Source organism: Stenotrophomonas sp. 86428_Sma (assembly GCF_056481585.1).
Window position 1 is genome coordinate 2,531,596 of sequence record NZ_CM151156.1, and the last position, 25,203, is coordinate 2,556,798.

General features: G+C 64.3%; 30 protein-coding genes. 9 read left to right on the plus strand and 21 right to left on the minus strand.

Annotated elements, in window-relative coordinates; genetic code table 11:
• Nucleotides 1-3: 3 nt before the first annotated feature.
• Entirely contained in the window at nt 4-360 is a 357-nt protein-coding gene (locus ACZK3J_RS11620; RefSeq protein WP_017355168.1) for a mercuric transporter MerT family protein, read from the minus strand.
• Between the two features lie 41 nt (nt 361-401).
• On the opposite strand from ACZK3J_RS11620, the gene ACZK3J_RS11625 reads away from it, so the two are divergent.
• Entirely contained in the window at nt 402-827 is a 426-nt protein-coding gene (locus ACZK3J_RS11625; RefSeq protein WP_017355167.1) for a MerR family transcriptional regulator, read from the plus strand.
• 95 nt (nt 828-922) lie between these two features.
• Nucleotides 923-1,294 carry a DUF3653 domain-containing protein gene (locus ACZK3J_RS11630; RefSeq protein WP_049463370.1) on the plus strand — a complete coding sequence of 124 codons (372 nt, stop codon included), beginning with the start codon at nt 923-925 and terminating at the stop codon, nt 1,292-1,294.
• A 24-nt stretch (nt 1,295-1,318) separates the two neighbouring features.
• On the opposite strand, the gene ACZK3J_RS11635 is transcribed toward ACZK3J_RS11630, so the two are convergent.
• The 5 genes from ACZK3J_RS11635 to ACZK3J_RS11655 form a co-directional block, all read right to left on the minus strand.
• Nucleotides 1,319-1,903: a hypothetical protein gene (locus ACZK3J_RS11635; RefSeq protein WP_049463371.1), complete on the minus strand. Its 585-nt coding sequence runs from the start codon at nt 1,901-1,903 to the stop codon at nt 1,319-1,321.
• Between the two features lie 44 nt (nt 1,904-1,947).
• Nucleotides 1,948-2,385 (minus strand): DUF4124 domain-containing protein, encoded by a 438-nt coding sequence (locus ACZK3J_RS11640; protein ID WP_080356585.1) that lies wholly within the window; start codon nt 2,383-2,385, stop codon nt 1,948-1,950.
• A 363-nt stretch (nt 2,386-2,748) separates the two neighbouring features.
• The gene (locus ACZK3J_RS11645) at nt 2,749-4,875 is read right to left on the minus strand and encodes a hypothetical protein (RefSeq protein WP_478475818.1); all 2,127 of its coding nucleotides are present in this window, start codon (nt 4,873-4,875) and stop codon (nt 2,749-2,751) included.
• A gap of 279 nt (nt 4,876-5,154) precedes the next feature.
• Nucleotides 5,155-5,502, minus strand: coding sequence for a hypothetical protein (locus ACZK3J_RS11650; protein ID WP_223224610.1), 348 nt, complete (start codon nt 5,500-5,502; stop codon nt 5,155-5,157).
• Nucleotides 5,503-5,541: 39 nt separating this feature from the next.
• The gene (locus tag ACZK3J_RS11655; RefSeq protein ID WP_223224611.1) at nt 5,542-5,820 is read right to left on the minus strand and encodes a hypothetical protein; all 279 of its coding nucleotides are present in this window, start codon (nt 5,818-5,820) and stop codon (nt 5,542-5,544) included.
• Between the two features lie 211 nt (nt 5,821-6,031).
• On the opposite strand from ACZK3J_RS11655, the gene ACZK3J_RS11660 reads away from it, so the two are divergent.
• The 3 genes from ACZK3J_RS11660 (at nt 6,032) to ACZK3J_RS11670 (ending at nt 8,074) form a co-directional block, all read left to right on the plus strand.
• Nucleotides 6,032-6,787, plus strand: coding sequence for a tetratricopeptide repeat protein (locus tag ACZK3J_RS11660; protein ID WP_100437624.1), 756 nt, complete (start codon nt 6,032-6,034; stop codon nt 6,785-6,787).
• A gap of 458 nt (nt 6,788-7,245) precedes the next feature.
• A complete protein-coding gene (locus ACZK3J_RS11665) occupies nt 7,246-7,602 on the plus strand; it encodes a hypothetical protein (RefSeq protein WP_049401575.1) in 357 nt (118 codons plus the stop codon).
• 190 nt (nt 7,603-7,792) lie between these two features.
• Nucleotides 7,793-8,074 carry a hypothetical protein gene (locus tag ACZK3J_RS11670; RefSeq protein ID WP_239684316.1) on the plus strand — a complete coding sequence of 94 codons (282 nt, stop codon included), beginning with the start codon at nt 7,793-7,795 and terminating at the stop codon, nt 8,072-8,074.
• A gap of 17 nt (nt 8,075-8,091) precedes the next feature.
• Here ACZK3J_RS11670 and ACZK3J_RS11675 read toward each other — a convergent pair whose 3' ends face one another.
• The 12 genes from ACZK3J_RS11675 to ACZK3J_RS11730 all read right to left on the minus strand — a co-directional run bounded on the left by ACZK3J_RS11675 (nt 8,092) and on the right by ACZK3J_RS11730 (nt 18,211).
• Nucleotides 8,092-8,823 carry a hypothetical protein gene (locus ACZK3J_RS11675; RefSeq protein ID WP_049463452.1) on the minus strand — a complete coding sequence of 244 codons (732 nt, stop codon included), beginning with the start codon at nt 8,821-8,823 and terminating at the stop codon, nt 8,092-8,094.
• A gap of 104 nt (nt 8,824-8,927) precedes the next feature.
• Nucleotides 8,928-9,149 carry a hypothetical protein gene (locus ACZK3J_RS11680; RefSeq protein ID WP_049463373.1) on the minus strand — a complete coding sequence of 74 codons (222 nt, stop codon included), beginning with the start codon at nt 9,147-9,149 and terminating at the stop codon, nt 8,928-8,930.
• Nucleotides 9,146-9,769 carry a nucleotidyltransferase family protein gene (locus ACZK3J_RS11685; RefSeq protein ID WP_049463374.1) on the minus strand — a complete coding sequence of 208 codons (624 nt, stop codon included), beginning with the start codon at nt 9,767-9,769 and terminating at the stop codon, nt 9,146-9,148. Before ACZK3J_RS11685 ends, ACZK3J_RS11680 begins: the two co-directional genes overlap by 4 nt.
• Complete coding sequence (locus ACZK3J_RS11690; RefSeq protein ID WP_478475819.1) at nt 9,745-10,806, minus strand: XdhC family protein; 1,062 nt, start codon at nt 10,804-10,806, stop codon at nt 9,745-9,747. The genes ACZK3J_RS11685 and ACZK3J_RS11690 overlap by 25 nt, the downstream gene beginning before the upstream one ends.
• 9 nt (nt 10,807-10,815) lie before the next feature.
• Entirely contained in the window at nt 10,816-13,020 is a 2,205-nt protein-coding gene (gene paoC / locus ACZK3J_RS11695; RefSeq protein ID WP_478475820.1) for an aldehyde oxidoreductase molybdenum-binding subunit PaoC, read from the minus strand.
• Nucleotides 13,020-13,970 (minus strand): FAD binding domain-containing protein, encoded by a 951-nt coding sequence (locus ACZK3J_RS11700; RefSeq protein ID WP_478475821.1) that lies wholly within the window; start codon nt 13,968-13,970, stop codon nt 13,020-13,022. The genes paoC and ACZK3J_RS11700 overlap by 1 nt, the downstream gene beginning before the upstream one ends.
• Complete coding sequence (paoA, locus tag ACZK3J_RS11705; protein WP_478476980.1) at nt 13,967-14,614, minus strand: aldehyde dehydrogenase iron-sulfur subunit PaoA; 648 nt, start codon at nt 14,612-14,614, stop codon at nt 13,967-13,969. Before paoA ends, ACZK3J_RS11700 begins: the two co-directional genes overlap by 4 nt.
• Before the next feature lie 367 nt (nt 14,615-14,981).
• Nucleotides 14,982-15,314 (minus strand): hypothetical protein, encoded by a 333-nt coding sequence (locus ACZK3J_RS11710; RefSeq protein WP_032127302.1) that lies wholly within the window; start codon nt 15,312-15,314, stop codon nt 14,982-14,984.
• A gap of 126 nt (nt 15,315-15,440) precedes the next feature.
• Complete coding sequence (locus ACZK3J_RS11715; protein ID WP_478475822.1) at nt 15,441-15,956, minus strand: Ohr family peroxiredoxin; 516 nt, start codon at nt 15,954-15,956, stop codon at nt 15,441-15,443.
• A gap of 22 nt (nt 15,957-15,978) precedes the next feature.
• Nucleotides 15,979-16,746, minus strand: a complete 768-nt coding sequence (locus ACZK3J_RS11720) for an SDR family oxidoreductase (protein WP_049463381.1) — start codon at nt 16,744-16,746, stop codon at nt 15,979-15,981.
• 128 nt (nt 16,747-16,874) lie between these two features.
• Nucleotides 16,875-17,906 (minus strand): LysR family transcriptional regulator, encoded by a 1,032-nt coding sequence (locus ACZK3J_RS11725; RefSeq protein ID WP_478475823.1) that lies wholly within the window; start codon nt 17,904-17,906, stop codon nt 16,875-16,877.
• Nucleotides 17,903-18,211: a sigma factor-like helix-turn-helix DNA-binding protein gene (locus ACZK3J_RS11730; RefSeq protein ID WP_087922603.1), complete on the minus strand. Its 309-nt coding sequence runs from the start codon at nt 18,209-18,211 to the stop codon at nt 17,903-17,905. The genes ACZK3J_RS11725 and ACZK3J_RS11730 overlap by 4 nt, the downstream gene beginning before the upstream one ends.
• An 89-nt stretch (nt 18,212-18,300) precedes the next feature.
• Here ACZK3J_RS11730 and ACZK3J_RS11735 point away from each other — a divergent pair, with 89 nt between their 5' ends.
• The 3 genes from ACZK3J_RS11735 (at nt 18,301) to ACZK3J_RS11745 (ending at nt 20,197) form a co-directional block, all read left to right on the plus strand.
• Nucleotides 18,301-18,780, plus strand: coding sequence for a carboxymuconolactone decarboxylase family protein (locus tag ACZK3J_RS11735; protein WP_049463383.1), 480 nt, complete (start codon nt 18,301-18,303; stop codon nt 18,778-18,780).
• 55 nt (nt 18,781-18,835) lie between these two features.
• The gene (locus ACZK3J_RS11740; protein WP_049463384.1) at nt 18,836-19,240 is read left to right on the plus strand and encodes a cupin domain-containing protein; all 405 of its coding nucleotides are present in this window, start codon (nt 18,836-18,838) and stop codon (nt 19,238-19,240) included.
• 75 nt (nt 19,241-19,315) lie between these two features.
• Nucleotides 19,316-20,197, plus strand: a complete 882-nt coding sequence (locus ACZK3J_RS11745) for an RNA polymerase sigma-70 factor (protein ID WP_049422314.1) — start codon at nt 19,316-19,318, stop codon at nt 20,195-20,197.
• Nucleotides 20,198-20,311: 114 nt separating this feature from the next.
• Here the strand turns inward: ACZK3J_RS11745 and ACZK3J_RS11750 are convergent, their stop codons facing one another.
• From ACZK3J_RS11750 to ACZK3J_RS11760, 3 genes are all read right to left on the minus strand, one after another.
• Entirely contained in the window at nt 20,312-21,232 is a 921-nt protein-coding gene (locus ACZK3J_RS11750) for an MBL fold metallo-hydrolase (protein ID WP_049463386.1), read from the minus strand.
• A gap of 272 nt (nt 21,233-21,504) precedes the next feature.
• A complete protein-coding gene (locus ACZK3J_RS11755; RefSeq protein ID WP_478475824.1) occupies nt 21,505-21,981 on the minus strand; it encodes a nuclear transport factor 2 family protein in 477 nt (158 codons plus the stop codon).
• 61 nt (nt 21,982-22,042) lie between these two features.
• On the minus strand, nt 22,043-22,612 hold the full coding sequence (locus ACZK3J_RS11760) for a TetR/AcrR family transcriptional regulator (RefSeq protein WP_071228241.1): 570 nt from the start codon (nt 22,610-22,612) through the stop codon (nt 22,043-22,045).
• 169 nt (nt 22,613-22,781) lie between these two features.
• Here ACZK3J_RS11760 and ACZK3J_RS11765 point away from each other — a divergent pair, with 169 nt between their 5' ends.
• Nucleotides 22,782-23,735: an alpha/beta fold hydrolase gene (locus tag ACZK3J_RS11765; RefSeq protein WP_049463389.1), complete on the plus strand. Its 954-nt coding sequence runs from the start codon at nt 22,782-22,784 to the stop codon at nt 23,733-23,735.
• The last annotated feature ends 1,468 nt before the right edge of the window (nt 23,736-25,203 follow it).

Here is a 25,203-nt window from a genome sequence, read left to right on the forward strand (position 1 = left end):
CTCCTACAGAATCCAGACGATGTAATAGGGAAACAGCAGCAACAGGACGATGAGGGCTGTCGCCAACCAGAGCCAACGTCGCCTGCGTCGCAGAGCGTCCGGGGCGATGCAACTGCCATCCACACCGCACCGTGCCGCCGGTCGATACAGCATCCAAAACGCCACGGCCAAGGACAGTACGGCGGCGGCGCTGAACCAGGGCCTCAAGGGATCGAGAGCTGTCAGGGTGCCGATCCAGGCGCCACTGATGCCCAGCAGGACCAGCACCAGCGGCACGACGCAGCAGACCGATGCGCCAATGGCGGCGATGCTCGCGCCAACGATGGCTGGAACAGACGATTTGGCCGGGGTTGTTTGCATCAGAGCATACTAGCCTCTGTACCTAGGTACGGAGTCAAGCCGTGCGTCCGAACACGTTTACGATCAGCCGGCTGGCGGCGGCGGCCGATGTGCACGTCGAAACCGTGCGCTACTACCAGCGGCGTAGGCTGCTGCGTCAACCCGAGCGACCCATAGGAGGCGTGCGTCGTTACGACGAAAACGATGTCAATCGGCTTCAGTTCATCCGGCGCGCTCAGATGATGGGATTCAGCCTCGACGAGATCGCTGGCCTGCTAGAGATCACAGGCGAAGGTTCTTGCGAGCAGACCCGTCAGCTGACCGAGCGAAAGCTCGTCGATGTCCGTCTACGAATCCGCGAGCTGCGACAGCTGGAGAGGGATCTCGAACAGAAAATAGCGCGGTGCGCCCAAGTGCCGGCGGGAGAGTGCTGCCCAACCCTCGATTTTCTGGAGCGGCCAATAAAGCCAGCTGCGACAGGCAGTTAGCTCACTTTCGGCCCGTTTTTACACGAATCCCTGCCGACCCTCTGGCTTGGCTCTTGCCTCCCTGCAGGCTCCCCCGACAAGGAAGAGCTTGCAGCATGATCGAAATCGATCCGCATGACCGAACTGACCTAACCGGCCCTTGGGCCGGTTTCGGCTTCCAAGCTGGACACATGTTCACTCCCGAAGGTCACCAGCTGGAACCCTGCGATATGGCCTGGTGGTCCCTGATCTGCAACATTGCGCGGGAATGGCGACTGATGATGGCCGAGGCTCGCGCAGACTTGGCTGCGCGATCGGCTCCGGCCCCCACGGGATCCGCCACGGCGAAATCCGGCGTGATCTACCTTGCCGAAGTCCTCAGGATTCGCCGAGAACGGCGGTTGGGCGTCGGTGATCCTGGCTCCGGCGCCGAAACCTGCAATGTGGTCTACATGAGCCGTGGGCCGAGGTCCCGCCAGCGCGTGTGAGGCGCTTCCGTAGGGGCGCTGCCCCTACACCCCGGGGATCTTTCCGTGCTCGAACACCCACCACACCATCCGTGAAATGTAACCGCCGCCAAATAGCAGGACGGATATCTGCAGGAAAACGAGCCGCTTCTGCAGATTGCTCATGAGTGCAATGGAGAGAGCGCCTTCATATCTGTCCATGGCAAGCGTATGCCGCGCGATCCACCTCTCGCCGAATGGCGCGGCCTTAAGAACCAGCCGTTGAACGTCAATTGGTAAGGGGGAAATGTCGTAGGAAGCCGAACCGCCAAGGCGGTCCGTTTCCTTGGCTCCCATCTCATACGCAGCCTTCGCAGCCTGGACGCCAGTACCTGCTCCCTTAGCGGCGAACCCGATCACCATCGTGACAACACACGTGAAAAGCCATGCGGCAAGGACGTTTGCGCCAAGGGCGGCTGCTATTGAGGAGCCGGTGGAGATGGCGGCAATAAACGCAGCTCCGGCTGCGGCGGTCACATACGAGCTTAACGCCCCCACTGAATCTGACGTCGAGAAAGCCACCGTGCGAATCATCAAGCTCGCATGGAACTTGGCTTCGTTCAGATTGCTGGTCGAGAAATCTTCCGCCACCTAGGCCCTCCTGTCACTGTGAGTCCAAAGAATCACGGCTTTGGTTACTTGCATGCACGCCAAACCATGTCGTCCATGCGTCGCCCAACGTCAAATGGGCGATTGGTGCCATAGGCCCGGAAAACGCGCTCACGCTCGGCACGTGCTGCCTCGCACGCGTTGGCGTCCTTGTACTGCGAAACGTGATGTAGCTGGCCGCCACCACCGCCATTTCTGTAGACCGGAGCCGGGCGCGGTGCCGGTTGAGGCGTGACAGCGGCAGAATTCTGCTGCCTGATCATATCCAGGCGACGCTCATTGGCTGCGGATTCGGCAGAGCGCGGGGCAACCTCAACATTCCACGTTTTCGCCGCCTCACCATTGGCGCATGGCATCGACTGGTACTCAACGCGGCCCTTGGTGACGCACTTGTAAATCTGCTGAGCGCCTACTGGCGCAGCCATCACGCACAGCACCGCTGCTGCCGCAATCCTTGTGACCATGACTTCCCTCTGTAGCTGGGCCGAAGCTTACCTCCTTAGCCTTCAGGTTGGCGAGTACGGGCGGGGTCACAGCCTTGTGGGGATCGCTGGCGTGGTCATGTGGCTGCTGCTTTGGAATGAGGGCGTTTCCGGGAAGCTGCCGAGCGCCCTATCCCCACGCGCGATGGCGTTCCCATTGATGACCGCCCCACTCTGCTCGATCCGTTCTGGCTGCGCCGTTGGCTCTGCTTGGCAATGGCTGCGGCTCTGGCTCGGCTCTTGCCTGCCTGTAAGTTCCCCCGACAATTACGAGCCTGTTCCGTCCAGGTGTGCTTTGCCGGCCCCAAGCGGAAGCTCTCCCAAGTTGCCTGGTCTCGCTCTTACTCAAGGCCTTTCTCCGTCGGCGCGAACATCCTGCTCCGCCTTGAGAGATAAGGCATGTTTGAGTTGGTGGTGGAAGTTGTAGCTTTGATATGTCAGGTTTCTTAGAAAACCGAGTCGCTCGAAGAATTCGGCCGGCCCTTGGATCCCATCGAGCAGCCCAAAAAGCTGCGGGGCACTCAGGAACCAGTTGCCGAATGCGAAGGGGTCCTCCCCCTGAAAGCCAAGCTCTTCCCAAATCTGCAGGTGTCCGGTGAGCTTTGGCAACACCTTCTCGTTCAACTTTTTAAACTGACCCTTGAAGGTGTTCTGGATTGCAGGGTCGATCGCTCCGTAGCGAGCATTCAACATCGGCCACATCAGCTTTGAGATCGCAGTATGATCCTGGAAAAAACCAAAGTCGTACAGGGACAAAGCGATGCGATCGACGGTCTGGCCTCTCCAGGTCAAGGTGTGATTCACCTTCCGTGTTTCCTTATCGTAAAGCTCAAGCTCGCCGTGCTTTCGTAACTGCATCTCATGCCCAAAAGACTGCTCCACCGCCGCAACCACGCTGCCGGCGAGCGAGAGCAGTACGTCGACATCATTGCCGTTGGCGGCGTTTCGAGTGAGGGCCTTGGCCTTGGACTCAATGAATGCCAGGTTGCCAGCCTCGTCGATAACGATGTCGCACTCGCCATGGACCTTTGGCGTGTCGTAGTCGCCGGTATGAATCGCAATACCGTGCTGTGCGAACTCAAGTCGAATGAGCGCCTCGGCCCCTGCGCCAATCACCTTGCCCTGGAACGTGTCGGCACCTTCGTACCCGCGCACGGCACTGAGCACTGCCTCCACCATGCCCGGCCCGGCCACGGATCGATCTATGACGATAGCGCGCTTGCCATCCAGCCGGATCAATGGGCGCAGGTACAGGCTGTTGCCTGGGCCAGTTAGCGGATCTGCGCCGCGCACGGTCTGGTCGGTGGGACGGAAGAACTGCGAGTTTGGGCCCGTGGAAGGGTGCGAGAGCACGTCAAACAGGATGTGCTTGGCTAGCACAGGCGCCACGCCCGGAACGGTCTTGGCGATGTGCCGAAGGTCAAGAGAGACCGGACCGCGGCAATCTCCTATGGCCCGGTATAGCTGCTCGATGACGGAGAATACGTCATTTTTCGTCCAACCAGGACCGTAAGTTCTGTCAGCGGGAATCTCGGCCAGCAACGGCCGAAGCATGCGCAGCACATCGCTCGAGCGTAGTTGCGGAAAGGTGTAAATTGAGTCGTAGAGCGCTCGTCTCGTCAACGTCGCAACGAGCTTGTCGGTCGGGATCTGCGCAAAGATCGGCGGTGTGTAGTCCTGGACGTCATGAAGGGCGGCAAAATCCGTTGCTAGGCCGATAAGCTCTTCCCAAGCCTCGTTGCCAGGTCTGCGACTGTTGCGGCGGCAGACGTGCTTGGCGCTCAAGGCGATGAGGTAACCCCAAGGGAAGTCTGGTTCACGCGGACGCCCAACCCTCGTATCCCTGACGATCATGTACCGCTCCGAGTCGGCGTCATACGTTGCAATGGCCTTTCGGAACAACTCTCGGAGCAAGCTTAGTCCACCTAGATCGCCGATCAATTCCTCCAAGCGCGCGATCAACCGATCGTTAGTTTGCTGCGAAAGACGAAGTTGCGTGCGCTCGTGCTCCACCGGGAAACCGCGGTCAGCTAGGCGGCGCGCGGCGCGCGCAACCGCAAACTCGCGCGGGTAGCGCATGTCCAAGTTGTCAGCGTACCACTGGGTCAATAACGACTGCACGCGCGCGGCCTGGATCAAGGCTGTCCAGTCGATCGGCGCCGCGGTCTTGCGAGTATCGGGCGGCGCGGAGATCGAGCTAGCCGCCCCCAAAGTTTTCAATACCGGCTCGAGCGGTTGATCAAATAGCGCGTGCGCATATACGACTTCGGTTGTGAGGTCGCGGAGATGCTCTCGCACCCCGTACTGGTCGGGAGCGCTCAAGGCGCCCAAGCGCTTGTGGATAAGGTCCGACCACTGCGAAAGGCCTTTGCCGTGCGTCGCGATGCCGATGGCCTCCACGGCGGCACCCACGTCTTGTGACGGGTATAGTGCATCGAAGTCCTCGATGATGCGTTGGACCTCGCACAGCATGGGCTTACCTTGGGCGTTTGACGCTATCGTTTCAGACATTACTCGGTTAGCTCAGTCTTAATTAAGACAAACGGTACCGCATCCGGAGATCGTCATTCCACTGGTTCGCACGGGGAGCTAACTAACTAGTTCACCGAAGCGGGGAGTCGTCACTGGAGTGCATCCAAGGGAGCGCTCGGCCACCGCATACGGCAATCTAGGGCAAAAACGCCAAGCGCGAACGGGTACTCAATGTCTCGGTCGATCCAGAGCCATACCCCTGGTAGATCTTCCTAATCGCTACTGGGCTGACTTTGCAGGCGCTAAAGAACCACGCGCAACCTCCAATCTGCTGACATCGTCCGCACGCACAAGTAATGCATGCTTCTGCCCTGAGTCCCAAAACACATAACTATCACCAAAGCGACCCGCCAGTATCAGGCCGCCTTGCACCTTTCCGTCAACAGTCACAGCCACCGTGTGCTCGCTGCTATCGGCAGCGATCTTCTTGGTGCGCTCAGAACCAAGCCAGTTCGAAGAAAACGATACATAGACAAGCATCGCTAGGACATAGACCAGCCATGGTGAGTCCTTGAAGAAGGCCGGCAACACCGCCGACACGCGCACGATCACTGCGCAGATGGCCATCAAAGCTGTGCCTATCAGAAGCGGCCAGCCCTTCGCCCATCACATCAACGCGGCCGTGCCCACAAGGAAGATCGTCAAGACCAGCCATATCAACGGACTGGCCTTGGGCGTGTGCGTTGTCAGTTTGCCCTCAACCCAGCCGCCAAGCAGCAGGGCCACGAGCATGAAGAACAACACCAAACCGATGCCCGCTAAACCTGCCAGCGCAAGCTCACTCACTGCCACAAACTGAAAGGGATCCAGGCCGAAGTGGTCCCAATACGCCTTCAGATAAAAGCCCCCTTGAACCAAGCCAAACGTGACCAGCGCCGATCCCAACCAGCGACATTGGCCATCGCTAGTGCTTTTTGCGTACGTTCCATGTATTGCCCTCCATCAATGCAGCACCCTCACATAGTGACATGCAGCGCCCTACCTCGCAGAATCCAACCCTATTAACGTGACGCGTCACGCTCGATCGCCCCACCCCATTGGCACCCCACCCCTCCCCCACTATAGTTCCAGCCCCCACAAGGACGAGGCGGCGCACATGCCCTATATCGGAATCGGACTCCACGTACTGGCGGCCATCTACTTCGCGGTGCATGCCATCCGCTCGGGCCAGAGCCTCTATTGGCTCATCCTGCTCTTCTCGTTCCCGCTGCTCGGCAGCGTCGTCTACTTCCTGGCGATCTACTTCCCGGAAGTCCGCCACTCGCGCGGCGCCCGGCAGGCCATCCGCTCCGCCAAGCAGCTCATGGACCCGGGCCAGGACCTGCGTAACGCTCGCGCCGAGCTGGCGCGCACGCCCACCGTGCAGAATCGGGCTCGTCTTGGCATGACGCTACTGGATGCAGGCCAGGCCGAGGAAGCCAGAACCCTGCTCGAGCAGGCGGCCAGCTCGCCGCTGGGTGACGATCCCTACATCCTGACCGGCCTCGCCCGAGCCCGCCTTGAGTCCGGGCACGCCGCGCTGGCGGTGGAGACGCTGGACGGCCTGTTCGCCCGCCATCCGGATGTGCGCCGCAAGCCGGAACAGACCCTGCTTTACGCGCAGGCACTGGCAGTTACCCAGGCGCCCGGCACCCGCGCCGCATTCGAGCGCGCCGTGGAATGCGGAAACGATGCGGCCGCTCGCTGCCTCTACGCCGAATGGCTGATAGCGCAGCCGCAACCCGACGATCGCGAGCAGGCCCGCAGCCTGTTCGCAAGCATCATCGACGATGCCCAGCACTGGTCGCGGCATGCGCGCAGCCACAATGCGGCCTGGCTGGAGCGGACCAAGGCCGCGATGAAGGGCTGCTGACGCCTGTCGGGCTTTGGCAATCCTGTCGCATCCGCCTCGCTCACGGCTCCGCCGGGCGGATACCGACAGTTCGCAGGCCTGCACCACCGATATCGCCGATAGCATTGCAGCGCAAGGCTCCAGTCTCATTGCGCGGTATGCAACGATTCTGAAAATGTTGAAAGTGGTGTCGGCATCGGCCTTACTGCATTGGCATCACGCATAGGTCCGCGTATTCCTTGCCGTGCCACCGTGCATCGGTGGCCGGGATTCGAAACCCCGGTTCTACGCTGAAGTAAACGCTTGCCAGCCGGCATCACCCATCAGGTGGTGCCGGCTGGCAATCCGTCGGCCGGCTATGGCGGGCGGTGCGCGGAGGCCTTGTGCCTGCCGGTTTTAGCGTAGACCGGGTTTCGAACCTCGCACCGTCCGCCACCTTTATCGGTGGCGGCTTCTGCATGCATGCAAGGAGCCCAGCCATGACCCAGCCCCACTCCCCTGCCCCGCACGCGATCCACGACGCGCCCGCCAACGGCCCCGTGCTGGATCCGAACACGCTCGTCGCCCTGCTGCACAGCATCGGTTCGGGTGCCGCCTCCGATGGTCAGCCCTGGCCAGAGCGCCACCAAATGCCGGGCCGACGCATCGCCCTGGCCGACACCGACTGCTCGCTGGCGGGTCTTCGCGTGGTGCTGGAAATCCTGCTGGCCGCACAGCGCGCCCGCGAGAACGGTGAGTTGGAGCAATACGTTGGCCCGCGCGTCATGGAGGGCCTGATCATGGCCGGGTTGGGACTCACGGCGCATGCCATCGATCGAGTGCGCCCGGAGGGTTGAGTGGCCTGCTGCCGCTGGGCGGCCATGGCGCTGTCCATGGTTGCAGTGGTTACGGCGCAGTGCCAGTGGCCTGTGCCCCCCCCTACCTTCGCCTCTCGCGTTCGAGACGATCCCTGGCTATCGCTTCTCAAATCTGCGCCGCCAGACGATCCAGTTCGTGGACGCTCGGCAATGGCAGGGATTCCACTTCGTGGAACGTAAAGAACACGGCAGCTTTCAGGTTCACTGCAGAGGCGTTCCGGTGCTGTGGCTGGAGAATCGCCCAGAGCACGTGCTGATGCAGACGTCGCTGGATGCGGAGCAGCGGGCGCCCGAAGTTCTGCAGTTGCGGGGGTTTCTTCAATGGCAGCTGCAGCCAATGGACTATCTGGAACAGGTGCTGATTGGCGTGCCGGAGCCTGTTCTGATGGATCGGGTGCTGGGGAAGCTCGCTGGTGTAGTGCCCGATGGGGCGCGATGTGCGGCGGAGTAGCCGAGCATGGCTCGGCTTTACAGGTGCGCGGTCTCGGCCGGTTCGGGCTCTTGTATGGAGCCTTCGAGAAGTGCGACGTAGGTGTCCAGGCGCGTGCGCAGGCCGGTCAACAGCCATCCTGTGAGGTAGAGCAGTACGAGCGCGTAGATGAGGAATGCGCCCAGCTGGCCGACGTCAAAAGCGCTGCTCCAGTCGCCCCATTTCCACTGCCGAAACTGCAGGTAGAGGGCGATCAGCAGCGGAAATGGCCCGAGGCGTTGCAGGCCGCCGTAGATCAGCCCCATGCGCTCGATCATGCTTGTGCGCAGGTGGGTGACGTACTTGAGGCGGCGCTCACGCTCGACCCTGGGGAATCCTCGAAGCTCGGCGATCACCGCTTGCCACTGGGCAAACTCGCCGTCCATTTCCTGCGCGTGCGACAGCCGTGGCTGCACGAACTGGCGGATTCCGCGGCGGGCCGCGAGAAATCCGCCGATGACAAAGCCTCCGATCTCCACCGCCAGGCACACCCTGACCAGAAGCAGCGCGGCCGTAAGCGGAAGCCATCGATCAGGCAGCTGGCTGCCGAGAATGCCGATGGCGGCCGCCAGCGCGCCCACGCGCAACGACCACCTCTCCAGCCGGCCGGCCTTGGGGTAGATGCTGTGCTGAGCCAGCCGCTGTACCCGCTGGTAAAGCCAACGGAAGGTCAGTTCCTGCTGCTTCGTCTGGTCCGGCGAATCGACTCCGCCCCCTGCCTGCATGTCCATTGCGTCCCCTGCCCCGCCGGCGCGCATGCCGGCGGCATCATCCTAGCCGAGCCAGAGCTATCTGAGCAGGTCCGGCAGCGGGTATTGGAAAGGTACGGCGGCGCTCAACCTGTGCCCCGCTCGCCTGACGACTTCACCGCTGCACGCCACGCCGGCCACGCCTGGCCCATCACGTTCAGCGCAGATCGGAGGAACCACAGCGCAATCACTGCACCCGCTGCGATGTCCGGCCAGCCGCTCCCGGCCAGTGCAACACCAGCGGCAGCCGCCAGCACGCCGAGGTTGGCGGCAACGTCATTGCGCAAGCGCTCGAGGGTGCGACTCACTCAGCATCGATCCAGCCCGCAAGGCGAGCACGCGCGAGATCTTCTGGCGTGTCGATATCCAGGGCCAGCTCCGGCGCTTGAAGGGCATGCACGGCATCGATGGGAAGCTGCCTCAAGCGCGCTCCGAAGCCGCGGTCACCGGTTGCGCCCGCAGCGTTGAACCATGCACGCGGCACTACTGCAGGAATGCCAAGCGCGTTTCCGTGACAAGTGCCCGCGCACCCTGATGCCGAGGCGCGGGCACCCAAAAGCAACGCCTGCAGATGGGAGTGCTCGATCGCGGGCTGGTCGCATGCCACGACCATCACGGCGGCCACCGTGGGCAGCAGGTGTGTGCCTGCGACCTGCAGGCTGCTGGCCAGGCCGCTTTCCCAGTGGTGGTTGGTTACCGGAGTCGCATCCAGTCCGGAAATGCTGGATGTCACGGCCTGTGCGTTCGCGCCCACCACCACCAACACCTGCGATGGCGCGAGCTCCAAGGACAACCGCACTACGCGATGTACAAGGCCCTCGCCCTGCCGGGTCAGAAGCTGCTTGGGCTGGCCGAGTCGGGTGCTCCCGCCCGCAGCAAGCACGACGACTGCATGCGCGGCCGTCATGTGCCGGCGGTGCTTCGCCATTGCTGCAGCTGCGCGGCGATGCTGAGCGAAATCGCCTCCGGCCCTCGGCCGCCGATGTTGAGGCCGACCGGCGATCGAAGTCTCGGGGACAGGCGGTGGCGCTGATCCGGAGTCAGCAGCTTGAACAGGTCCTCGCGCCTTCGCCGGGGCCCCAGCAGCCCAATGAAGGCAACCTCGGTATCGGCCAAGGCCACCAGCGCCTCCCGGTCCAGTTCGAAATCGTGGTGCATCACCAGCACCGCGTCGCACGCGTCGGCATAGAGGGCCTCGGCCGGGCGCACCTGGAGCTGTGCATCCGCGCCCTGCCCCGCTGAGGACCAGCGAGCTCGTCGTTCGGCCACGCTGACCCGCCATCCCAGTCCCCGCAGCAACGGAACCAGGAAGGGCGTTTCTGGACCGCCACCCAGCACCAAAGCCCGTGGAAGCCGGGGCAACGGCAAACGCCATGCGCCCTCGCCAAAGGGCTGCGCCCCGTCCATCGGATGCAGCTGCCATGCCTGCTCGCAATTGCCGGCGCGGAAAGCGATCTGCCCCGACGTGCGAAGGTCGCGCTGGAGTGACACGCCGTCGCGCAACCAAGCCTCGATCACGTCGTCGATGCCGGACATGGCACGCAATGGCAGAAGCGCAATCCGAAGCCGGCCGCGGCAGCCGAGCGCGGACCCACTCAACAGGTCGTCGTCACTGCGGGTGTCGATCTCGATCCAGTCGACCTGCCCCGCCGCGCTCACCTGCTCCGCGCGTCGCGCGAGCTCGGGCTCCAGGCATCCGCCGCTGAGCCAGCCGACCTGGCTGCCGTTGCAGAACAGCACCATGTCGCCGGCACCGGCGTAGGTGGAGCCATCGGTTTCCAGCACCAGTGCGAGCACGGCGTGCTTCCCCGCGCGCACGCGCGACAAGGCCGTCTCGAGGACGCCGCGCGGGCTGCCTTCGGTGAGGAAGCCCGGCGCTGTGGATAGGTGCCCGGCAAGATCGCCGGGCTCCCCTCCGCCTGCCGCGGAGGTCTCCAGGACGGGTGAGGCCACGGGTCGGTCCATGCGCAACGGTCAGCCTACGTCGGGCAAGCCGGGCAACAGCTTGTCCAGGGTGATGGGATAGTTGCGCACGCGCACACCGGTGGCGTTGTAGACCGCATTGGCGATCGCAGCGCCGACCCCGCAGATGCCCAGCTCACCCACGCCCTTGGCCTTCATTGGCGAGATCACCGGATCCAGCGTGTCGAGGAAGACCACTTCCTGGTACGGAATGTCGGCGTGCACGGGAACCTCGTAGCCCGCAAGGTCGTGGTTGATGAACAAGCCAAGCCGCTTGTCGACCACCAGTTCCTCCATCAGGGTCGCGCCCGCACCCATCACCATGCCGCCGATGACCTGGCTGCGTGCGGACAGCGGGTTGAGGATCCGGCCGCCATCGCATACGGCAAGCATCCTGCGGATGCGCGTCTCTCCGGTGTAGGCATGCACGGCGACCTCGCAGAAATGCGCTGCATAGGTGCCGACATCGTAGCCCTGCTTGAAGTTGCCGAAGGCAATGCCGTCCTCTGCCGACAGTGTGCCCGCTTCGGCTAGGTCGATGGTCCGCCCACCCGCCTGGATACGGCCATTGGCGAAGTCTGCCGTATCGCCGTCGAAGCCCAGTTTCTCGCCCACCTTGCGGCGCAGACTGACGCACGCCGCGTACACGCCTGCGGTGGAGCTTGCCGCGCCCCACTGGCCACCGGAACCGGCTGAGGCGGGATGACGCGAGTCGCCGAGGGTCACCTGGACCCGGTCCAGCGGCACGCCCATGGTCTCGGCTGCCGTCTGCGCGATGATCGTGTAGGAGCCGGTGCCGATGTCGGTCATGTCGGTTTCCACGATCACCCCGCCCTGGCCGTCAAGCCGGACCCGCGCCGCCGACTTCATCGTCGGTGCGCCGCGATAGCCCGCGGACACGCCCATGCCGACCAGCCAGTGCCCGTCCCTTACCTGCGCCGGCTTGGCGTTGCGCTTGTTCCAGTTGAAGCGTTCCGCGCCCTCGCGCAGGCAGCGCACCAGGTTGCGGTCGGAGAACTTCTTGGACGGATCACCGGGCACGACCTCGGGTTCGTTGAGGATGCGGAACGCGATCGGGTCGAGGCCCAGCTTCTCGGCCATTTCGTCCATCGCCACTTCCAGCGCCATGTGGCCCGGTGCTTCGCCCGGCGCGCGCATCGCATTGCCTTCGGGCATGTCGAGCGTGGCGATGTAGTTGGCCACCAGGCGGTTGGCGCCTGCATAGAGCTTGGGCGTCTGCAGGGTGCCGTTCTCGCCGTCCTCGCCGTTGATATTGCCCGACCAGTTCTCATGGGCGATGGCGGAGATCCTGCCGTCTTTCGCGCAACCGATCCGGACGCGTTGGATGGTCGCGTGCCGGTGCGTGGTGTTGTTGGGCATCAACGGGCGTTGCAGCGCGATCTTCACCGGCCGCCCGACCTGCCTGGCGGCCAGTGCAGCCAGCACCGCATCGGCGCGGATGAACAGCTTGCCGCCGAAGCCGCCGCCGATATAGGGCGAGTCCACGCGCACATTGCCAGCATCGATACCGAGGATCGCGGCCATGCCCTGCCTGGCCCAGTCGATCATCTGATTCGAGGTCCACAGGGTGAGCGTGTCGCCTTCCCATGCGGCGATGGTGGCGTGCGGCTCCATCATCGAATGACTTTCGTCGGCTGTGTGGTAGGTCTCGTCGAGCTTAACCGCCGCGCTCGCGTAGGCGGTGTCGAAATCGCCGAGCGTCTGCCGGTCGGGCTTGCCACCGCGCCCCTTTGCCAGCGGCGCGGACGGCGCCAGCGCTGGGAAATCGAAGCGCCCCTTGCCGCGCTCGTAGCGGGTGCGGATCAACGCCGCAACGGCGCGGGCCTGCTCGAAGGTCTCTGCCACCACGCAGGCAATGGCCTGGTGGTAATGGGCGACCTCGGGCCCGCCGAACAGTGGCGCATTGTTCCAGTTGGATGTGCCGACCGGTTTGGTCTCCGGTGCGGTGATCACCGCCAGCACGCCGGGGGCGGCACGTGCGCGGGAGGCATCCATCGAGATGATGCGCCCCTTGCCGATGCCCGCGCCCACGATATAGCCGTAGACCTGGTTCGGCGCCACGTCATGGCGCTCGTAGGCATAGGGGGCGGTGCCAGTGGTCTTGCGTGGGCCGTCGATGCGCGGCGTCGACTTGCCGACCACCTTGGCCTTGTCGAACAGGTTGTCGCCGGCGGGGGCGTTGAATTCGAGGGGCATCAGCGCCCTCCTTCGGCCAGAACGGCTGCGAGGGTGCGCTCGGCGAGCGCGATCTTGAACGCGTTCTCCTGCGTTGGACGGGCACCAGCGAACACCTGCCGGGTCGCAGCCTTGACGCTGTCGCGCAGCAGGGGTTCGGCTGCTTCGATGCGCCACGGCTTCGGTGCGACCCCGCCGAACGCGAACCGCGCCGAGCCGTCACGCTGCACGACCGCGGCGACCGACACCAGTGCGAACGCATAGGACGCGCGGTCACGCACCTTGTGGTACACGTGCCGGCCGCCCAGCGGCTCCGGCAGCGTGACGTGGGTGATCAGCTCACCGCGCTGCAGCACATTGTCCTGCTGCGGCGTGTCGCCAGGGGAACGATGGAAATTGGCAATCGGAATGCTGCGCGTGCTGCCATCGCCCTTGACGGTCTGGATCGAGGCGTCCAGCACGCGCAGCGCCACCGCCATATCACCCGGATAGGTCGCGATGCAGCTGTCCGAGGTGCCGATCACGCCCATCTGCCGGGAGAACCCTTCGAGCGCGCCGCAGCCTGATCCGGGCAGGCGCTTGTTGCAGGGCAGATGGGGGTCGTAGAAGTACGGGCAGCGGGTGCGCTGCAGCAGGTTGCCGCCGGTGGTGGCTTTGTTGCGCAGCTGCCCGGACGCGCCTGCCACGATCGCGCGGGTCAGCACGCTGTAGTCGCGGCGCACGCGCTCATGCGAGGCCAGCGCGGTATTGGTGACCAGCGTGCCGATGCGCAGGCCGCCCTCGTCGGTGGGTTCGATCCTGTCCAGGCCGATGTCCTGCACGTCGACCAGGTGCGCTGGCGTCTCGACCTCCAGCTTCATCAGGTCGAGCAGGTTGGTTCCTCCCGCCAGGAACTTCGCGCCCTCGGTGCCGGCGACGGCCTTGGCGGCCTCGGCAGGAGACTTCGCGCGCTCGTAACTGAAGACCTTCATGAGCGCCCCCTTCCAGGGGCCGCGCCAGCGACCTCTTGCATCGCCTCGGCAATGTTGGAATAGGCGCCGCAGCGGCAGAGGTTGCCGCTCATGCGTTCGCGCATCTCTATGTTGGTGGCCTGGGGCCGTGCGCTGACATCGGCCTGCGCATGGCTGGGGACGCCGCGCTTGATCTCGTCCAGTACCGCCACCGCCGAACAGATCTGCCCCGGCGTGCAGTACCCGCACTGGTAACCGTCATGCTTGATGAAGGCGGCCTGCATCGGATGCAGGTCATCAGGGGTTCCGAGGCCTTCGATGGTAGTGATGGCATCGCCCTGGTGCTGCACCGCCAGACTGAGGCAGGCATTGATGCGTTCACCGTTGACCAGCACGGTACAGGCACCGCACTGACCGTGGTCGCAGCCCTTCTTGGTGCCGGTCAGTTTCAGATGTTCGCGCAGGGCGTCGAGCAGCGTCGTGCGGGTGTCCAGCTCGAGCTCACGATGCGTGCCGTTGACGGTCAACGCCACCGAGCTGATGACCGGCGGCCTGGGCGGCGGGGATGCCGCCAGTTCGGCGGCGAGCGATGACGCCCCCGGTGCGGCGGACATCGCCATGGTCGTGGCGCCGCCGGCGATCACCTGGCGACGCGTCAACTTCATTCCTTCGTCCCAACTTGGCACAGTGACCTCCTGGCGTTCGGGGAAACCCCGTGGCTGGATGGACGCGCTCAGACTACCCAAGGGGCACTATGCCCGGCTGGGTAGTACAGATCTGTGAAGCCTGTCCAGGGTGTGCCGGCATCGTCGGCCGAGCCTGCTGGCCGGTCATCTTCAACGCCGCCTCTGGCAAACGTGCGCCTGGTGGACAGCGTATTGATGCCCAGGTAAAGCCGCCCAGACAGGCCCACGGCGCGCCATGGGCCTGTCTGCGGAACTGCGCCATGCGGCGCTCGGATACGGTGCTGCGTCGGTGGTCAGCAACCGCTGTGGTCCGGGCGAGCTGCCACGGCCGTGCGTGATGCTGGATTCATTGCCGTGTGGATCGACTGCGGGAAGACGCCAGAAGGATGAGCAGCACATAGCAGGCCAACGCCCCCAGGGCCAGGCCCATGGCCTCGAGTTCCCAGTTCCTGCGGTACGGAGAAGGCCCGATGAAGGCCCAGATCAACAGGAGCGCCCCAATCACGAGCATGGTCTTGTTGGCTGCTGAGATGAGCTTGGCTGCAGAGGGATACCCTAGATTGGGGTCGAACGGGCCGAGCATCCAGCCGAGGCTCTTGAAGTAGTCACGTGCAAGAAAGAACAGGAAGACAAACACCCCCATGAGCACGCTCGCCAGCAGCTGATAGTGCGGTTCCATGGCAGCCTCTTGAGGGGATCTGGCGTTTCCACGCGTGGACGATCCGCAGCTTAGCCGTATTTACATCAGGAGGGCATCCGTTGGCCGGAAGCGGACGTCAGGGCAATAGTCGAGCATGGCTCGACTCTACAGTGGCGGAGCCTGCGGGCCGACTCGCACATGCACCACATGGCTGATGCCACGATGGAACATCTTGGCGTACGGGCAGACGCGTTCGGTGTTGCGCACCAGTTCGCAGGCCAGGTTCGCATCCATGCCGGGAAGATGGACCACGATCTCGGCAGACAGCAGGTACAGCCCATCTGCCGGGTCACGGGCGAAGGTGACCGCCACTTCGACGCTGGGGTTGTGCAGCAGCAGGCCGGCACGCTCGGCCACCAGCACCATGGCGCCGTGGAAGCAACCGGCGTAGCTTGCGGCCAATAGCTGCTCGGGATTCGATCCGCCGCCAGGCCCTCCGAGTTCCTGCGGCAGCCGCAGGTCCACCGCCAGTGCACCGTCGTCCGATCGCACCACGCCGGACGCGCGCCCGTGCTGGGCCTGGCCGCCGGTCACCCGCACGCGGCCGGTGTACAGCGGCTGCACGTCGTCGCCCTGGTAGCGGTCCAGCATGGCGGGCGAAGGTGGCTTCAGCTCGGTCATTGGCAGGCGATCGATTCGTCGCTCAGGCGGGCTGCCGCTGCAACAGGCCGGACTGCTGCAGCCAGGCTTCGAAGCCGACCTGCCCCAGCCACGCCTGCCCCACCGGCACCAGCGTATCAATCTGCAGCGGCGCACCGAAGTACAGGGACTCGGCGTCTGCCACGACCTGCCGCGGGTCGCCGGTCCGCTGCAGATACTGCCTGGCCAGATCCGCCATCGCGGCGCGCTGGGGGCCCGCAATTTCCACTACGTCATTGCGGGGTGGCTGCTGCGCGATGCGTGCCACCGCTTCGGCAACATCCTCGGCGGCAATCGGCTGAACGTCGGCGACGGGTAAGCGCAGGGTCGCCCCATTGCCGGCGGACTGGATGATGCCCGGCAGGAACTCGAAGAACTGCGTGGAATGGATGATGGTGTACGGCAGGCCCGAATCGCGGATCAGGCGCTCCTGGGCGATCTTGCCGCGGAAGTAGCCGCTGGCCGCAAGCTTGTCGGTGCCTACGACGGAAAGCGCAACGTGGTGGCGTACGCCGGCACGGGCGGCGGCGGTCAGGATGTTGTGGCCAGCGGTCACGAAGAACGAAAGCACTGCCGCGTCTTCGAACGAGGGCGAGTTGGCCAGGTCCACCACCACGTCGACGCCTTTCATGGCGGCGTCCAAGCCTTCGCCGGTCAGAACATCCACCCCAGTGGAGGGCGCTGCCACCACGATGTCATGCCCGGCGGTGCGCAGGCGCTCCACCACCTTGCTGCCGATGCGGCCGGTACCACCGATGACGAGGAATTTCATGACGTGTCTCCTGGAATGTAGAAGGGGCGACCGGCTGTGGCCGGGCATGCTGGAATCGTAGGCAGCGTGGGCGCGGGGCAGTAGGTCCGCGCTGGGGCGCGCACTGTTGCCCGGCACGCACCAATGCTTCAGGCCCAGGCCGGCTGTGCGCCTGGCTTCATGGGCGTGGCCTGTTGGCGCGCTTCCCAATGCGAGATCACATCCAGCTCGAGCGCGCGCACCCGCTGCGTGCTGAAGTCGATGAAGGCCCGCACGCGCTTGGGAAGCTGGCGGCGGCTGAGGTAGCACAGGTAGTGGCCGCGATCGAGCGGCGCATGCCGATCCAGGCAGGTCACCACCCTGCCCGCCCACAGCGCTTCACGCACCTGATAGCTGGGCAGCTGGGCGATGCCCAGCCCGTCGATGACGGCCTGCAGGGCCAGATCGGCATCGTTGAATACCAGTGCGGCCGGCGGATGCAGGTGCACATCGGTGCCGTCGACCCGGAATTCCCAGGGCTGCATGCGTCCGCCCGGCAGGCGCCGCCCGATGCAGGCATGGGTGGACAGCGCATCCACCGACGCCGGCAGACCATGCGCCTGTACGTACGCCGGAGATGCACACACGACCAGCTGCATCGGCACCAGCTGCTTGGCGATCACCTGGCTGTCTTCCAGCAGGCCGTCGCGAAACGCTACGTCGATGCGGTCACCAGCCAGGTCGGGGGCCTGCTCGTCCAACAGCAGTTCTACCGAGACATGCGGGTACTCGGCGCGGAAGGCGGCCAGTAGGGGGGCGATCACCCGCCGGCCGAAGCCGTGGCTGGCACTGATGCGCAGGTGCCCGCGCGGCGGGCCCTCGCGCAGGTCGCGCATTTCCTCCAGCGCCTGCAGGATGCAGTTCACGCCTGGGTTGCAGCCTTCCAGGAACAGCTCGCCTTCGCGGGTCAGCGTGGTCGAACGCGTGGTGCGCAGGAACAACCGCACGCCCAGCTGGCTTTCCAGCTTCTGCACGCTGCGGCTGACGGCCGAACGGCCGATGCCGAGGCGGTCGGCCGCGCGGGCGAAACTGCCCTCGGCCGCCACTGCAATGAAGGCCAGCACGCCGGCGTAGCTGGTGGAGAAGGATGCATTGAGCGCATCGTGGCCGTCGCTGGCCGGGCTGGGCTGTGCGGTGTTCATGGGCGGCCTGGCTCCAGGCGGGCACGGTGTGCGTGCAGGTGGTTCCGCGCCAGCGCCAGGCGCTGTCTGCACGCGGAAAGGTCGAGCCCCAGCAGGGGCACGATGTCCTCGAACCCGGCGCCCAGCACGTCGTGCAGCAACAGCACCGCACGTGCATCGGGCGGCAATTCGCGCAGTGCAGCCAGGAAGGTCTGCCAGACCTGCTCACTGGCAGGGCGGAATGCGGTGCGCAGGTGCGTTGAGGTGTCCATGCCCGGCAGACGGCCGAGCATCGGCCGCTGTGACAGGCCATTGGTGTTTTTCATGCAACAGCATGCGGCCCGGCCCCGGCCTACCGGCAGTGCGGTCGCAGGCCTAGCCTCGCTGTGTCCTTCACTCGCTACAGGAACACGCCATGACCGCACGTCTGGATTACGCCGCGCAATCGCCGGAACTGTTCAAGAAGCTCGGCCTGTACTCGCATGCCGCCCATACCGCCTCGATCGAAGCGGCCATCATCGATCTGGTCAACATCCGTGCATCGCAGCTCAACGGCTGCGGTTTCTGCCTGGACATGCACGTGAAGGAGGCCACCCTGCGCGGCGAGCGCCCGCTGCGCCTGCATCACCTGGCGGCATGGCGTGAATCGACGCTGTTCAGCCCGCGCGAGCGCGCCTGCCTGGCCTGGACCGAGGCGCTGACTCAACTGCCGGCGCAGGGTGTGCCCGACGAGCTGTACGCGCGTGTGCGCGGCCAGCTGTCCGAGCAGGAGATCGTCGACCTGACCCACGCGGTGATGGCGATCAACGCCTGGAACCGCGCCAACGTCGCCTTCCGTACCACGCCCGGCACCCTGGACGCGGCCTTTGGCCTGGACAAGGCCGGCCTGGCCTGATCGTTCCGCCGCTGCCCCATGCAGCGGCCCTCCCCTACCGCACTGGAGACCTGCCATGCGTCGTTCTGTTCTGGCCCTGCTTGCGCTGCTGCCACTGTGCAGCGCTGCCGCCACCCCGCCCCCTGCTGCGCCCGAGCCCCTGGTGCACGAGGTGATGACCCGCGCCCTGCCGGAGCAGCCCGGCAAGGAAGCGCTGATCCTTACCGTGGAATACCCGCCGGGTGGCGCCGATCCGGTGCATCGCCACGATGCCCATGGCTTCGTCTATGTCCTGGAAGGACGGATCGTGATGGGCGTGGCCGGCGGCAAGGAAGTCACCCTCGGCCCGGGCGAGGCCTTCCATGAAGGTCCGGCCGATCTGCACACCGTGGGCCGTAACGCCAGCGCTACCGAGCCGGCGAAGTTCGTGGTGTTCCTGATCAAGGACATCGGCACGCCGGCGGTTCTGCCGCCGCACTGATCGCACGTCCGGCGCTGGCACCAAGGACAGGTCCCCGGATGTCACAATCCGGGGACCTGTCCCGTCTACGCTGGCATGGACGATTCCACTGCGCTGTTCTCCCGCCTCCGCCCGCGCCTGTTCGGCGTGGCCTACCGCATGCTTGGGTCTTCGCACGAAGCCGAGGACGTGGTGCAGGATGTCTGGCTGCGCTGGCATGGCGCCGACCCGTCACAGATCGAGAATCCCGAAGCCTGGCTGGTGGCCACCACCACCCGTCGCGCCATTGATGGCCTGCGCCTGGCACGGCATACGCGCGAACACTATGTCGGCATGTGGTTGCCCGAGCCGCTGCTGACCGATGACACCAGCACGCCTGAATATGTGCTGGAAACCGCCAGCGATCTGTCGGTCGCCTTCCTCAGCGTGCTGGAGCGGTTGGCGCCGGATGCGCGTGCGGCCTTCCTGCTGCACGACGTGTTCGATCAGGACTACGCGGTGGTCGCGCGCACCCTGGACAAGACAGAAGCCGCCTGCCGGCAGATCGTGCATCGCGCACGCCTGCAGCTCAGGCAGGAGCGCCCGCGCTACAACGTCCCGCAGGAGGTGCACCAGAAACTGCTGCGCCGTTTCGCCGAGGCTGTATCCAGCGGCGATTTCCGCACGATGAAGGCGCTGATGGCCGAGTCGGCCGAGCTGGTGGGTGACGGCGGCGGCATCGTCACCAGCTTCCCCAAGCCGATGGTCGGGGGCGCACGCATTGCCCAGCTGCTGTATGCCCCGCACCTGCGGCGCAGCGCGCAATTGCGGATGGTGCCGGCCATGCTCAACGGACGGCTGGGACTGCTGCGCTATTTCGATGGTGAGCTGGAAGCGGCGATGGCTTTCGAGACCGATGGCGAACGGATCACGCAGATCCTGGTTCAGCGCAACCCGCACAAGCTGCAGCGGCTGGCACTACCCACCTCCATCCAGTAGATCCGCGCCCCGCGTGGATGGCATCCATTGCGACCTCGTTCTTGCGGGATTCGACCGGGGCGCCGATGCGCCCCGGTCGTGAACGCCTGCCTGCGCAACGGCCGCAGGACCCGATCAGAAGTCCCAGAACACCGGCACCCAGCGGAAGGTCTCGCCCTCCAGCGACACCCGGCCCACTGACGGGAACGGAAGATGCGTGGCCACCAGCATTTCGCCGGTGCCTGCCAGGTCCTTCAGCAGGGCGATGCGGACGCGCGCGGATTCCTCCGGATCGTGCTCGAAGCCGTTGTGCCAGTTCGGCTGGTCGAAGCCGACCGCGAACACCGCGTCACCGGCGAAGGTCAGCGCCTGCCCGGCAGACGCCACGCGCACCACGCAGTGGCCCGGGGTATGCCCTCCGGTGCGGCGGGCCGTCACGCCCGGCGCGATCTGCTGTTCGTCCTGGAAGGTGTGCACATAGCTGCTGTACTCGGCCCAGAAGTGCTTGGCCGTGGCGCGCAGCGCATCGGGGAACCCTTGCGGCATGTTGGTGCGGCTGAAGTCCGGCGACTTCCAGAACTCCACCTCCGCCGCGGCCACGTGGATCTTCAGGTCCGGGCGCAGCTGTTCCTTCACGCCTTCAACCAGCAGCCCGCCGACGTGGTCCATGTGCATGTGGGTGATCACCACATCGGTGATTTCGCCCAGGTTGATACCGGCGGCCCCGAGGCGGCGGATCAACTGGCCGGCGCGCGGCAGCTGCAGGTCCGGGTCCATGCCCAGGCCGGCATCGATGAGGATGGTGCGATCACCGCTGTGCACCACCATCACGTTCAATGCCCAGTCGAAGGCATCCTGCGGCAGGTACATCTCTTCGAACCATTCGGCACGGTCGGCGGCCGGAACGTTGTGGCCGAGCATCTGGGTGGGCAACGGCAGGACGCCATCGCTGATCACCAGCACTTCGACGTCGCCCACCTTGAGGGCGTAGCGCGAGGGCACCAGTTCATCGAGGGCGGGGGCAATGGGCGCGGCGGTGTTTTCCAGACTGAACATGAGGGATCTCCACGAAGGGGCATTGGGCGGGCAGCGATGCAAGGCTGGCGCGAACGATTCCGGGCGCTTTCCCACGGCGCAGGGCGTGGCGTTGCCAGGGCACGGATGCCTGGCAGGCCAGCGCTGCAGGGTTCATGGGAAGACGGGCCACTGCGCAAGCGGTGGGCCCGGAACACGGCTTGTGCCGTGTGCGATCAGCCTAGGCAGCACACCGTTGCTGCGGTAGGCCCGTGGAGGGGGACGTGATGTTGCATTCCGGGAAGCAATGCGAATCACATACCCAGATCAGACAGCCCCGGATGATCATCGGGGCGGCGCCCCAGCGGCCAGTGGAACCTGCGTTCGCTTTCCTTGATCGGCATGTCGTTGATGCACGAAAAGCGGCGCTGCATCAATCCATCGGCGCCGAATTCCCAGTTCTCGTTTCCATAGGAACGGAACCAGTTGCCGGAGTCGTCATGCCACTCATAGGCGTAGCGCACGGCAATACGGTTGTCGGTGAAGGCCCACAGTTCCTTGATCAAACGGTAGTCCAGTTCCTTCTTCCATTTGCGGGCCAGGAACTGCCGCGCTTCCTCGCGGCCGTGGGTGAACTCGGCACGGTTGCGCCACTCGGTGTCCAGCGCATAGGCCAGCGAAACCTTGTCGGCATCGCGGGAGTTCCAGCCATCTTCGGCAAGGCGAACCTTCTCGATGGCCGATTCACGGGTGAACGGGGGGAGTGGCGGACGGGGTGCTTCAGTGGACACGGTGGGGCCTCCAATCAAATGGATGAACGGGGTGCTTCGACGGATTTTGATGACTCAGGCGTCAGCGCCTGGCCTGCTCCAACAGCACTTCTGCAACATCCCTTGCAGTGTCTGCGGCGTTGTAGTCACCCATCACGCGCGAGACGGTGATGGCGCCTTCCATGAGAACCAGCAGCTGCCGCGCCAGTGCGTCCGGCTGCTGGATATCCAGTTGCGTGGTGAGTTCCAGCGTGTAATCCAGCAGCTTCTGCTTGTGATGTTTGGCGATGTGGCGAATCGGATCATCGGGGTCGCCGACCTCGCCTGCGGTGTTGATGAAGGCGCAGCCGCGATAGCCCTCGGACTGGAACCAGCCCTTGAGCACGGTGAACATGCCGAGGATGCACGCTTCCGGGGTGTCGGCCTTGTTGCACTCCTGCTGGAACCAGGTGAGCCAGCGCACGTCGCGCGCGTTCAATGCCGCAGCGGCCACCTGGTCCTTGTTTTCAAAGTGCCGGTAGATGCTCTTCCGGGCAACGCCGGAGGTCTTCACCAGCAGGTCCATGCCGGTGGCGTGGATCCCGTTCTGGTAGATCAGCGCCTCGGCCGTGGCCAGGATCTTCTGCTGGGTATCGGAGGTAGTTGTGTTCACGGCGCCAAGGTAGAATGATCATTCTACCCTGTCAACAGGCGGCACGACGGCCTTTCGCGTGGGCACGCTTGCTCAGGACGATCTATCAAGAAATTCGTACATGTCATCATCCAGGCGCCCGATTTCGGCCGCAAAGTACGTCTCACCACCCACCCATGAGACGCCCCGCATGAACACCTTTGCCCGTTCCCTGGCCGTTGCCGCCCTCGCCCTCTCGGTCCAGGCCGGCCTGTCCGCGCAGGCCGCCGAACCGGCCAAGCCGGCGGCAGTCACCAGCATCGCGCGCACCGCCAGCTACATCACCACCGCTGATGGCGTGCAGCTCTACTACAAGGACTGGGGCCCGAAGGACGGCCCGGTCGTTACCTTCAGCCACGGCTGGCCGCTGAACTCGGATAGCTGGGAATCGCAGATGATCTTCCTGGCCAACCACGGCTACCGCGTCATCGCGCATGACCGTCGTGGCCACGGCCGTTCCAGCCAGCCTTGGGATGGCAACGACATGGATCACTACGCCGATGACCTGGCCACGGTGATCAACACGCTCGACCTGCATGATGTCACCCTGGTGGGCTTCTCCACTGGCGGCGGCGAAGTGGCGCGCTACATCGGCCGTCATGGCACCGGCCGGGTGAAGAAGGCGGTGCTGATCAGCTCGGTGCCGCCGCTCATGCTGAAGACCGCCGACAACCCCAATGGCCTGCCGATCGAAGTGTTCGATGGCATCCGCAAGGCGCAGATGGACAACCGCGCGCAGCTGTACAAGGACATCCCGTCGGGCCCGTTCTACGGCTTCAACCGCCCGGGCGCGAAGGTGTCTCAGGGCTTGATCGATGCGTGGTGGGCGCAGGGCATGCAGGGTGGCCACAAGAACACCTACGATTCGATCGCCGCGTTCTCGGCCACCGACTTCCGCGCCGACCTGAAGAAGTTTGATGTGCCGACGCTGGTGATCCACGGTGATGACGATCAGATCGTGCCGATCGACATCTCCGGCCGCCAGTCGGCGAAGCTGATCAAGGGCGCCAGGCTGATTGTTTACCCGGGCGCGCCGCATGGCCTGACCGACACCCACAAGGACAAGGTCAACCAGGATCTGCTGAACTTCCTGCAGGAGAAGTGAGTAACCGGGGCTCCGGCATCGCGCCGGAGCCCGTCTCACATCAGAGTGTTTCTGCCCCGTCGCGTGTCCGTTCCCGGTCAGAGTCGCCCCCGTGCGGATTCGGACGATGCAGAATTTCATCCGGGCCCGGCTGCAAGGGCGTGGAAATGGCCATGCCAGAACCTCGGTACCTGGCAGTAATCCTCTACCCCTCGTTCGCAAGATAACTCGGCTTTACAGGGAGCGAGCGGGTAATCTGAAAACACGCGTTCGTGAAGGTGGTCACGGTTAAGTCCAGGGAAAGTCAATACCGTCAATCTCGCTGTAACGTAATTGTTGAAGATGCGAGTGGATTCCGGGCGGGCCAACAATCAGCTGTGACATGGAGGTGGGGATGTGCACGGTATCTTGCAGGTCTTCAGCAAAGCTTGCGGCTCTCCTTTATTTGATGATTGCCTCCTGCATCGCCGCGATCATGCCGGTTGGCGCCAAAGAGGGCCGATCACTTGTGCTTGTCAGACTCTCACCTGAGCAGGGGGCGGTCCTGGCAACCGGGCTACTCAGGGGGGTGTTGAGGCCAATCAACGGCTGTGTCTACTTCGTGGATCCAGGTGGCACGGCATATCTTGCAGCATGGCCTCACAATTACTCGCTGGCCATGAAGCGGGGCGCTCCCGTAGGCGTGCAGGATGAACGATCGGGGGAAATAATGGAATTCGGAATCGCCGCATCATTCGGAGGGGGGCATGGCGGTGAATCGCTCCGTTCGAGTCTTGCTGCGTCCATTCCGGATGCCTGTACTGGCCCACTCATGACGATTCACTTGATGCGTCAGGCAAAGGAGCAGCCATGATCAATCTGCGCACGAAGCTATCCATGCGTGCCCTGACATTGTCCGCCCTCGGTGCGTTCGCATTCTCCCTGCACAGCCAGCCGATAACTGGCAACCCCACGGCACACACCTACTCGCGAACGTTCAATGTATCTGAGGCCGATGGGGGATGTGATCTGCAAGAGTGGAATTCATGGCCACTACGCATGCGGGACCATTGAGGATATGAATTCAAGGTCCAATCATAAAGGGGCCATAGGCAGGTACATCCGTGCACGCAACCTTTCTCCAGGCCCTCTCAGCGTCGAAGGTGACAGCGGTGGGCCGGTCTTTTCGAACAATGCGGCCGTTGGCGTCATTCACGGCCGGGGCGGTGAAGACACGGGATTTGAGAACGACCTGTTCTACATGCCCATCGAGCGGGTTTCAGCACTTGGCGTTTCCGTATTGACGGAGGCCTTTGAAGTTACCGGCATCGCAGATCGAACTGAAAATTATTTCAGGCCATTTTCCGTTCCGGTTGCGTACAAGGGAGTTCCGAAGTTCCCTATAGAGTTGACGCTGGAGCGCCCGGTGTGCCCGAGCGGGCCCTGCGAACCTGCCACGGAAACGTTGCCGGACAAGATGCCCTCCCCGCTCAACTACACATGGGCCTGC

Coding starts and splice junctions, on each gene's coding strand:
- ACZK3J_RS11675 (WP_049463452.1), bottom strand. CDS start 8,823: ATGGACATGCAGGCAGGGGGCGGAGTCGATTCGCCGGACCAGACGAAG.
- paoA (WP_478476980.1), bottom strand. CDS start 14,614: ATGAAGTTGACGCGTCGCCAGGTGATCGCCGGCGGCGCCACGACCATG.
- paoC (WP_478475820.1), bottom strand. CDS start 13,020: ATGCCCCTCGAATTCAACGCCCCCGCCGGCGACAACCTGTTCGACAAG.
- ACZK3J_RS11710 (WP_032127302.1), bottom strand. CDS start 15,314: ATGGAACCGCACTATCAGCTGCTGGCGAGCGTGCTCATGGGGGTGTTT.
- ACZK3J_RS11725 (WP_478475823.1), bottom strand. CDS start 17,906: ATGAACACCGCACAGCCCAGCCCGGCCAGCGACGGCCACGATGCGCTC.
- ACZK3J_RS11750 (WP_049463386.1), bottom strand. CDS start 21,232: ATGTTCAGTCTGGAAAACACCGCCGCGCCCATTGCCCCCGCCCTCGAT.
- ACZK3J_RS11630 (WP_049463370.1), top strand. CDS start 923: ATGATCGAAATCGATCCGCATGACCGAACTGACCTAACCGGCCCTTGG.
- ACZK3J_RS11730 (WP_087922603.1), bottom strand. CDS start 18,211: ATGAAAAACACCAATGGCCTGTCACAGCGGCCGATGCTCGGCCGTCTG.
- ACZK3J_RS11665 (WP_049401575.1), top strand. CDS start 7,246: ATGACCCAGCCCCACTCCCCTGCCCCGCACGCGATCCACGACGCGCCC.
- ACZK3J_RS11640 (WP_080356585.1), bottom strand. CDS start 2,385: ATGGTCACAAGGATTGCGGCAGCAGCGGTGCTGTGCGTGATGGCTGCG.
- ACZK3J_RS11620 (WP_017355168.1), bottom strand. CDS start 360: ATGCAAACAACCCCGGCCAAATCGTCTGTTCCAGCCATCGTTGGCGCG.
- ACZK3J_RS11690 (WP_478475819.1), bottom strand. CDS start 10,806: ATGGACCGACCCGTGGCCTCACCCGTCCTGGAGACCTCCGCGGCAGGC.
- ACZK3J_RS11650 (WP_223224610.1), bottom strand. CDS start 5,502: ATGGCCATCTGCGCAGTGATCGTGCGCGTGTCGGCGGTGTTGCCGGCC.
- ACZK3J_RS11735 (WP_049463383.1), top strand. CDS start 18,301: ATGACCGCACGTCTGGATTACGCCGCGCAATCGCCGGAACTGTTCAAG.
- ACZK3J_RS11740 (WP_049463384.1), top strand. CDS start 18,836: ATGCGTCGTTCTGTTCTGGCCCTGCTTGCGCTGCTGCCACTGTGCAGC.
- ACZK3J_RS11715 (WP_478475822.1), bottom strand. CDS start 15,956: ATGACCGAGCTGAAGCCACCTTCGCCCGCCATGCTGGACCGCTACCAG.
- ACZK3J_RS11765 (WP_049463389.1), top strand. CDS start 22,782: ATGAACACCTTTGCCCGTTCCCTGGCCGTTGCCGCCCTCGCCCTCTCG.
- ACZK3J_RS11660 (WP_100437624.1), top strand. CDS start 6,032: ATGCCCTATATCGGAATCGGACTCCACGTACTGGCGGCCATCTACTTC.
- ACZK3J_RS11645 (WP_478475818.1), bottom strand. CDS start 4,875: ATGCTGTGCGAGGTCCAACGCATCATCGAGGACTTCGATGCACTATAC.
- ACZK3J_RS11685 (WP_049463374.1), bottom strand. CDS start 9,769: ATGGCGAAGCACCGCCGGCACATGACGGCCGCGCATGCAGTCGTCGTG.
- ACZK3J_RS11700 (WP_478475821.1), bottom strand. CDS start 13,970: ATGAAGGTCTTCAGTTACGAGCGCGCGAAGTCTCCTGCCGAGGCCGCC.
- ACZK3J_RS11720 (WP_049463381.1), bottom strand. CDS start 16,746: ATGAAATTCCTCGTCATCGGTGGTACCGGCCGCATCGGCAGCAAGGTG.
- ACZK3J_RS11745 (WP_049422314.1), top strand. CDS start 19,316: ATGGACGATTCCACTGCGCTGTTCTCCCGCCTCCGCCCGCGCCTGTTC.